The 6,217-nt window shown below is 41.8% G+C and carries 8 protein-coding genes and 1 pseudogene; 6 read left to right on the top strand and 3 right to left on the bottom strand.

Annotation, left to right across the window (positions count from 1 at the left end):
- Positions 1–488, bottom strand: a 488-nt coding sequence (locus tag G519_RS0137535; RefSeq protein ID WP_029198915.1) for a DUF421 domain-containing protein, incomplete at its 3' end; no start/stop codon positions are given.
- A gap of 253 nt (positions 489–741) precedes the next feature.
- Between G519_RS0137535 and G519_RS0137530 the strand changes: the two genes are divergently transcribed.
- Entirely contained in the window at positions 742–948 is a 207-nt protein-coding gene (locus tag G519_RS0137530) for a DUF1657 domain-containing protein (RefSeq protein WP_029198914.1), read from the top strand.
- An 82-nt stretch (positions 949–1,030) separates the two neighbouring features.
- Here the strand turns inward: G519_RS0137530 and G519_RS50940 are convergent, their stop codons facing one another.
- The gene (locus G519_RS50940) at positions 1,031–1,216 is read right to left on the bottom strand and encodes a hypothetical protein (protein WP_127527684.1); all 186 of its coding nucleotides are present in this window, start codon (positions 1,214–1,216) and stop codon (positions 1,031–1,033) included.
- Between the two features lie 248 nt (positions 1,217–1,464).
- Between G519_RS50940 and G519_RS0137525 the strand changes: the two genes are divergently transcribed.
- Both G519_RS0137525 and G519_RS0137520 read left to right on the top strand, forming a co-directional pair.
- Positions 1,465–2,961: a phospholipase D-like domain-containing protein gene (locus G519_RS0137525; protein ID WP_029198913.1), complete on the top strand. Its 1,497-nt coding sequence runs from the start codon at positions 1,465–1,467 to the stop codon at positions 2,959–2,961.
- 57 nt (positions 2,962–3,018) lie between these two features.
- On the top strand, positions 3,019–3,705 hold the full coding sequence (locus G519_RS0137520; protein WP_029198912.1) for a DUF421 domain-containing protein: 687 nt from the start codon (positions 3,019–3,021) through the stop codon (positions 3,703–3,705).
- A 140-nt stretch (positions 3,706–3,845) separates the two neighbouring features.
- Here G519_RS0137520 and G519_RS0137515 read toward each other — a convergent pair whose 3' ends face one another.
- Entirely contained in the window at positions 3,846–4,031 is a 186-nt protein-coding gene (locus G519_RS0137515) for a hypothetical protein (RefSeq protein WP_029198911.1), read from the bottom strand.
- A gap of 405 nt (positions 4,032–4,436) precedes the next feature.
- Between G519_RS0137515 and G519_RS52780 the strand changes: the two are divergent.
- The 3 genes and pseudogenes from G519_RS52780 to G519_RS49660 form a co-directional block, all read left to right on the top strand.
- A pseudogene (locus G519_RS52780) lies at positions 4,437–4,629 on the top strand (IS110 family transposase); the annotation flags it as partial.
- Between the two features lie 652 nt (positions 4,630–5,281).
- Positions 5,282–5,479 (top strand): hypothetical protein, encoded by a 198-nt coding sequence (locus G519_RS0137505; RefSeq protein WP_029198909.1) that lies wholly within the window; start codon positions 5,282–5,284, stop codon positions 5,477–5,479.
- A gap of 97 nt (positions 5,480–5,576) precedes the next feature.
- Complete coding sequence (locus tag G519_RS49660) at positions 5,577–5,783, top strand: hypothetical protein (RefSeq protein WP_084160532.1); 207 nt, start codon at positions 5,577–5,579, stop codon at positions 5,781–5,783.
- Positions 5,784–6,217 lie beyond the last annotated feature (434 nt).

Below are 6,217 nucleotides of genomic sequence, written 5' to 3'. Positions count from 1 at the left end.
TTAATACCCAAATGTTTGGGGGTTAACGGCTGATTTTCTTTCGTTAATAGAACGTTGATGTCGCCGCTTGGCTCGATGACTGCAAATTCAACGTCAGCAGCTTTAAACACACTTTTTTTTCGCAGCTGTTCCATCAGCTCGTCCGTGGTAAGCCTTTCCTTCTTTAGGTTGTCCTCCATAATCTTACCGTCCTTAATAAGTACAGCTGCTTTACTGTCTAGGAAGTCCCTTGCGGTTTTGCTTTTCAATTGCAAAAATTCCATCACCAGGGAAACACCGACCCAAACTGCGATCGAAACAAGGCCCAGATACCAGTTGGTATCCAAATCTAAGGACACGTAAGCGGCGAGGCTTCCGATTGTGATCCCGGTGATATACTCAAACAAAGATAGCTGGGATACTTGTCGTTTCCCCAATATTTTCGTCATCACAAAAAGAACCACAATCGCTAGTAATGTTCGCAAGGCAATTTCTAACCATTCTGGCATGACTGCTTCCCTTCTTTCTAAGTTCCATTAAATGACAAATATAAAGATACCCTATTTCCATAATATTCATGCATTACCAAGTGAAATTTTTCTATGTATAAGTCTTAGTTTTATGATATTGGATCATTGAGTGTATGTTTTAGGCGGGAGACGGAAACATTAAATTTTGGTATTGGGAGTAAGTAAGCATCTTTCCTTTTACCTCCGAACCCATACTTTTCTTGGCTATCCCTTTGTAAAGGAGGTGAACCCAGTGACAGTAGCTTCTCAAGTCAAAACCTGTGTAGCTTCTTTGAAAAGTGCCCAAGCCAGTCTGGAACAATTTGCTTTGGAAACACAAAATCAAGAAGCAAAATCGCTCTTTACAAATGCATCCCAACAAACTCAACAAATCCTTCAGCAAGTGGAAAGCCGCGTACAGCAGTTAGAGAATGAAGAACCCCAATATAAGGGTTTCTAAGAATCAAACAGGCATGTAACTCCCCTTGTGTGACTGATTAAAAAGATCAAACCCTACATTAGAAGTAGGGTTTGATCTTTTTTTATCCGGGTATTCTCTTTTTGAGCGGTTGGAGCAACCGTTGAATGACGTTTCTTCGGCGCCCTTTGGTCAAGCTAAAAGCTGTCGCGCCAATCGCCAGTGCCAGGGCAGACATTACCCAAGCTCCCCTTCGGCCAGTTGCATAGCGATTTTTACGTCCTCTAAATAAGGACATCACCCACTGCACATTTTTCACCACCCGTCATGGACTCATTTGTGTTCGAAGTCAAACTATAATAGTTTGAGGCGAATTTCATTTATCATACCGGTAAACCGCTGGCAAATCTGCAGAAAAATGGCGAGATTACTTTCCGTTATGATTTCCACTTTCCTTTCGGCATGGACGGACATCAATTTGATTGGCCAGTTGATTACATGTGTGTATATGCAACTCTTAGTTGCGCATTATAAAGATAAATAAAGGAGGAATTTCAGTTGGTGTGGATTCTTTGGTTGTATCTAATCAATACACTTTTGATGTTAATCGTAGCAATCCGCGAGGTGCGAAGACCGGCCAAGGCATTGAATTGGCTAGCTATTTGCCTCGTTTTTCCTGTCATCGGTTTCGTATTCTATCTCAGTATAACAAATCCCATACGTATTTCTCATGAAAGACTAACGTCTCCGCATAGTGAATCGGACACGTTGCCTGATTCATTCAGCCGCTCAGCCTTTGTTATCGCTCACTCTTTACGGCATTTGTCCGTATATGGCCTTCGAAACGGCCGAGTCCAAGTGCTTATGAACGGCATTGAAACCTATGAGAGACTGATGGAATCCATAAAGAGCGCGTTAAATTCGATTGATTTGGAATATTTCATCTATAGGGATGACCAGATTGGCAGATGCATTACGGATCTATTGATCGAAAGGGCCAAGGCTGGTGTACGAGTCCGCTTTGTGAGAGACGGTTGGGGGAGCAGAAAATTTCCACGAACACAGATCATTCGGATGATGGATGCGGGGATTGAATGCCGTACGGTATTTCCCGTGCGCTTCCCTTGGGTATTGTCCAATTGGAATTACCGGGATCATTGTAAGATCGTCGTGATCGACGGAAAGGAAGCTTTCACTGGTGGTATCAACATTGGGTATGAGTATACCGGCTTAAAGCCAAACGTGGGGTTCTGGCGCGACACTCACCTGCGAATCATAGGTGAGGCTGCTGGCGACCTGCGCACTATTTTCAACATCCATTGGAATATTGCTTCACCAGAACGGGTAAAGGTGAGAGCACAGAAGAACACCCTAGTGGAGAACGTACAAAAACCCATTGAGGGGCTAAGGGTTGCTGTTTCCGGACAAGCGGCAGAATGGGCTTCTGAGTTGGGCAACCTAAGTGGCAACGTTATTGACACCGCCACGAATACAGAAGCGTTGCGGAACGCGTACATGCAATCGTTTGAAGGTAATCCTGGAATTCCTACTCAAGTGATCCGTGAGGTCTATTTTATTTGCCTGACACAAGCGATAAAGACACTGGACATCACAAACCCTTATTTTGTGCCCGATGCAGACATCATCATGGCGATAAAGACAGCTGTGGCGCGCGGGGTGCGTGTGAGATTGATGGTCCCTCACCATTCGGATCAAAAATTCGTGGACCTTGCAAGCCGTACTTATTTCGGAGAACTGTTGGAAGCCGGGGTTCATATTTATCAGTACAATAAAGGGATGTTGCATGCAAAAGTAATGATCATCGATGGAGAGATTGCCGAGGTAGGTGCGGCGAACTATGATATGAGAAGTTTTCGACTGAATTACGAGGTGTGCGAAGTCATATACAGTACCGATGTGGCGAGGGAACTCACAGAGCAATTTGAGCGTGATCTCACCCATTCTGTACCGTTGCGCATTGGGGATTTGCTGCATCGTTCACTTCCACAGCGCATAATGGAGCAAGGAGCGCGCCTACTTTCACCGATGATATAACCTGAAACAAAAAAGCTTATTTTTTGCAATCCTTTATATCCGGCAATAGAAAGGGGGATGAAAGAAATCTTGTTTCTCCAAATAACGATTAAATTGTTATTGGGCTTTGTGGGCTTGTTGATTATTACCAAGATGTTAGGAAAAACACAATTTAGTCAGGTAACACCGTTTGATTTTATTTCGGCTATTTTTTTAGGAGAGGTCGTGGGAAGTGCTCTATATGATGAAAAAGCAACCGTCTTAACGTTGCTGTATTCTTTATTCTTGTGGGGGTTGCTCATGTTGGCCGTTAAAATGTTGGGGCAGAAGTCTTTAAAAATAAGAGGTTGGATCGACGGGAGACCATCTATCGTCATTCGAAATGGAAGGATCATCCTAAGAGAATTAAAAAAGAACAGGATTAATATACACGATTTGATGTATATGTTGCGGCAATCCAATGCCTTTTCGGTGCGCGAAGTAGAATATGCGCTATTGGAGCCAAACGGAAGTATAAGCGTTCTTAAAAAAGCAGACTATGATACCGTAAAACGTAAAGATTTGAATCTACCACCACAACAGGTATATTTGCCAACAACGTTGATCACTGACGGGGAAATCATTTGGGACAATCTAAAAGTTGTAGGTTATGATAATAAATGGCTGGAACTGCAGATCCAGTCTCACGGGATAGATGAAGTGAAAAATGTGTTATATGCTGAGTGGAAAGAAAACGAAGGGATTTATATCGTACCTTATTCTTAATACCGATGTGAAACGATTGGGAGCGATCCAACAATAGAGGGATACAGTTCCCTCCTTAATTCAGTTAAATACAAATAGGCTACCGATTATCAATACGATCGGTGGCCTATTTGCCTCATTACATTTGAACAAGCCTTGCCTCAAAAACTGTTTATCTTGATTCCTATGTTCTCCATAACCTCTTTTGTTCGTTCCATTGGACCTGGCTCACTTTCATCCTGTATACCTTCCTGTCCATCTAGACTCGAACTTATCGCTGCTTCATCGCCATTCATTACGTTTTGACCCTCAGAATGGATAACCGTTTCACGTCTGTTTTTTCCCATTGTAGACTCCTTTGTACTGAGGCTGCTCTTCATTTTCGATTTGCTGAACTTGTGTGCTTGCATGATCGACAAGTTGTTGTGTGGACTGAGCCAAATTCGTGTATAAATTCATAGCCTGTTGATTTTGAGTACCTAATGCAAATTATTCAAAGTTAACCAGGGCACTTTTAAATGTTGCAACAGCCATTTTCAAGTCGGAACCAACAGTCATGAGTCAAATTCCTCCATAAACAATCAGGGGCCTAGGCCGATACAGACCCTACTATTATTCCAAATATCCCAATCCATTATGCAGATTATTTATTTGTTTTGCTGATCCCCAGACAATGGTTCCGTCCTCGTTACTCATAGATTTGGGATTGTTAGCATCCCAGTATCTCGTTAAGCTTACACTGTGGGGCACCCATTGCCCAACTTCTTCGTCATGGACTATTGAAAGCTAGCTTCATTCCAAACCAAAATCAACGAGAACTTCGAGAACTTGTTCGTTATCGCCGAAGTATCATTGAAGAACGAGCCCGTAATCGGATTCAAAAGGTTTTAGAAAGAGCCAACATCAAGCTTAGCTCCGTTGTTTCGGATATTATGGGCGTTTCCTCTAAAGATATGCCTCATGCCATCGCAGATAGTGAAGATGAACACACTAAAACATCCGACTTGCCAGGCCCGCCACATGCCGTCCAAAGCGTCTAGTGGTATGTCATAGTTTCCATGACATTAGTCTATGGAAGTTATTAAATTTAGAACACGGCTATCGCCTATATTAAGGGGATTATATTGGCGTTTTGAGCCTTTTATGTATCATAGACAGAAAGGCCCTATTTTACCACTTTTTCCTTTCTTACGAAGTATCCTGTAGCTATTATTGGTGCTAGCGCTTATTATATGCGGTTTGGAATATAATTCTCTTCTTAGGATAAAATAACCTTCGTTCTAATGAATGCCGGAGGTATTGAATATTGACTATTGAGATTAAGCCGAGACAGCCGAAGAAATGTTTAGGGTGCGTTTGGGGTAAATGGGATGGAATGAAGCAGTTTTGTCCGAGGATAAGATGCGTAAGGACGGATAAGTAGTTAGACCCTAAATCCTCCAATATGATCAAAAGCCCTCTTTCCTTCGGGATAGAGCGCTTTTTTGATTGTTTTGGGTCTAAAGAAAAAAAGTCTTTATAGGCATTTGCTGTGTTGTGTCTATCGGCTTTCATAGACTGATGTCGGGTAGACCCATAAAAAAGGAGGAACTTCTAAATGTACAATCCAAAACCAGTGTTTATCAAAGATAATGATTCTTGTACGAGGCAGATGTATGAGTGGTACCTTCAGATGACAGAACAATTAAGGTCATTTCATTTAGATAAAGCGGCTTATTTTAGGAAAATAATTAAAAAAACAAAAAGTGATTTTTATGAGTATTTTCGTGATGATTTTGTAGTATTTATGAAATGATTTTCTCCTACTTTAGGCTATCGCCGTGCTTCCTATGGTTATACCCCCATAGACTGTTGTCGTAAGCTAATCGCAAAATCAAGGAGTGGTAATTAAAATGTCTTTTACTCATTATCAAATGCCTATGTATACGAATGACCACGCTACCTACTGGAAGCAAATGCACGAATGGCACATGAAGATGCACCATTACCACCAGCAATTACGTGACTATCACTTGGAAAGGGCAAAACATTTTCAGGGTCTGATGGGAGGGACATCCCATCATGGATCTCCACGTCCAGAAGATGCAGTCACGCAATGACTTGGAAAAAATCCGGATAAGATTATGGGATCGCTTCATAACCAATCGTGCGGTTCATGGGGAAACAACTTCTTTTGATGACTTTTGGTATGAATTTCTCGTTAGATATTCTATATCAGAATCACCTGCAGACGCGTACGATGATATTTGCAGGGACTTGGAAAAGTGAATCCACTCAACAGTATAAAAAGGTAAATCCGTCTCTCCTGTATAGTGTTACTTAGTTATGTTTCTAAGTACCATTAGAACAGGCTTGTTTCAATTTGTCAAGTTTTGGGTATGAAAATTTTGTAATATGGGCATAAACGCTGTCGAACCAACCATCGGTTCGGCTTTTTTGGGGTAATACCAGCGTAGCTGACACCACTCGCAAACGTATGGAATAAAATTACAATTATCATGTCGGGTTATTTACGTCAATGGTCAAAGATGGA

Origin of the sequence: Paenibacillus alginolyticus DSM 5050 = NBRC 15375, assembly GCF_000422905.1 — a bacterium.
Classification (GTDB): domain Bacteria; phylum Bacillota; class Bacilli; order Paenibacillales; family NBRC-103111; genus Paenibacillus_E; species Paenibacillus_E alginolyticus.
This window is presented reverse-complemented; position numbering and strand designations above follow the sequence as displayed.

Coding starts and splice junctions, on each gene's coding strand:
- G519_RS0137520 (WP_029198912.1), top strand. CDS start 3,019: ATGAAAGAAATCTTGTTTCTCCAAATAACGATTAAATTGTTATTGGGC.
- G519_RS0137515 (WP_029198911.1), bottom strand. CDS start 4,031: ATGGGAAAAAACAGACGTGAAACGGTTATCCATTCTGAGGGTCAAAAC.
- G519_RS0137505 (WP_029198909.1), top strand. CDS start 5,282: ATGTACAATCCAAAACCAGTGTTTATCAAAGATAATGATTCTTGTACG.
- G519_RS49660 (WP_084160532.1), top strand. CDS start 5,577: ATGTCTTTTACTCATTATCAAATGCCTATGTATACGAATGACCACGCT.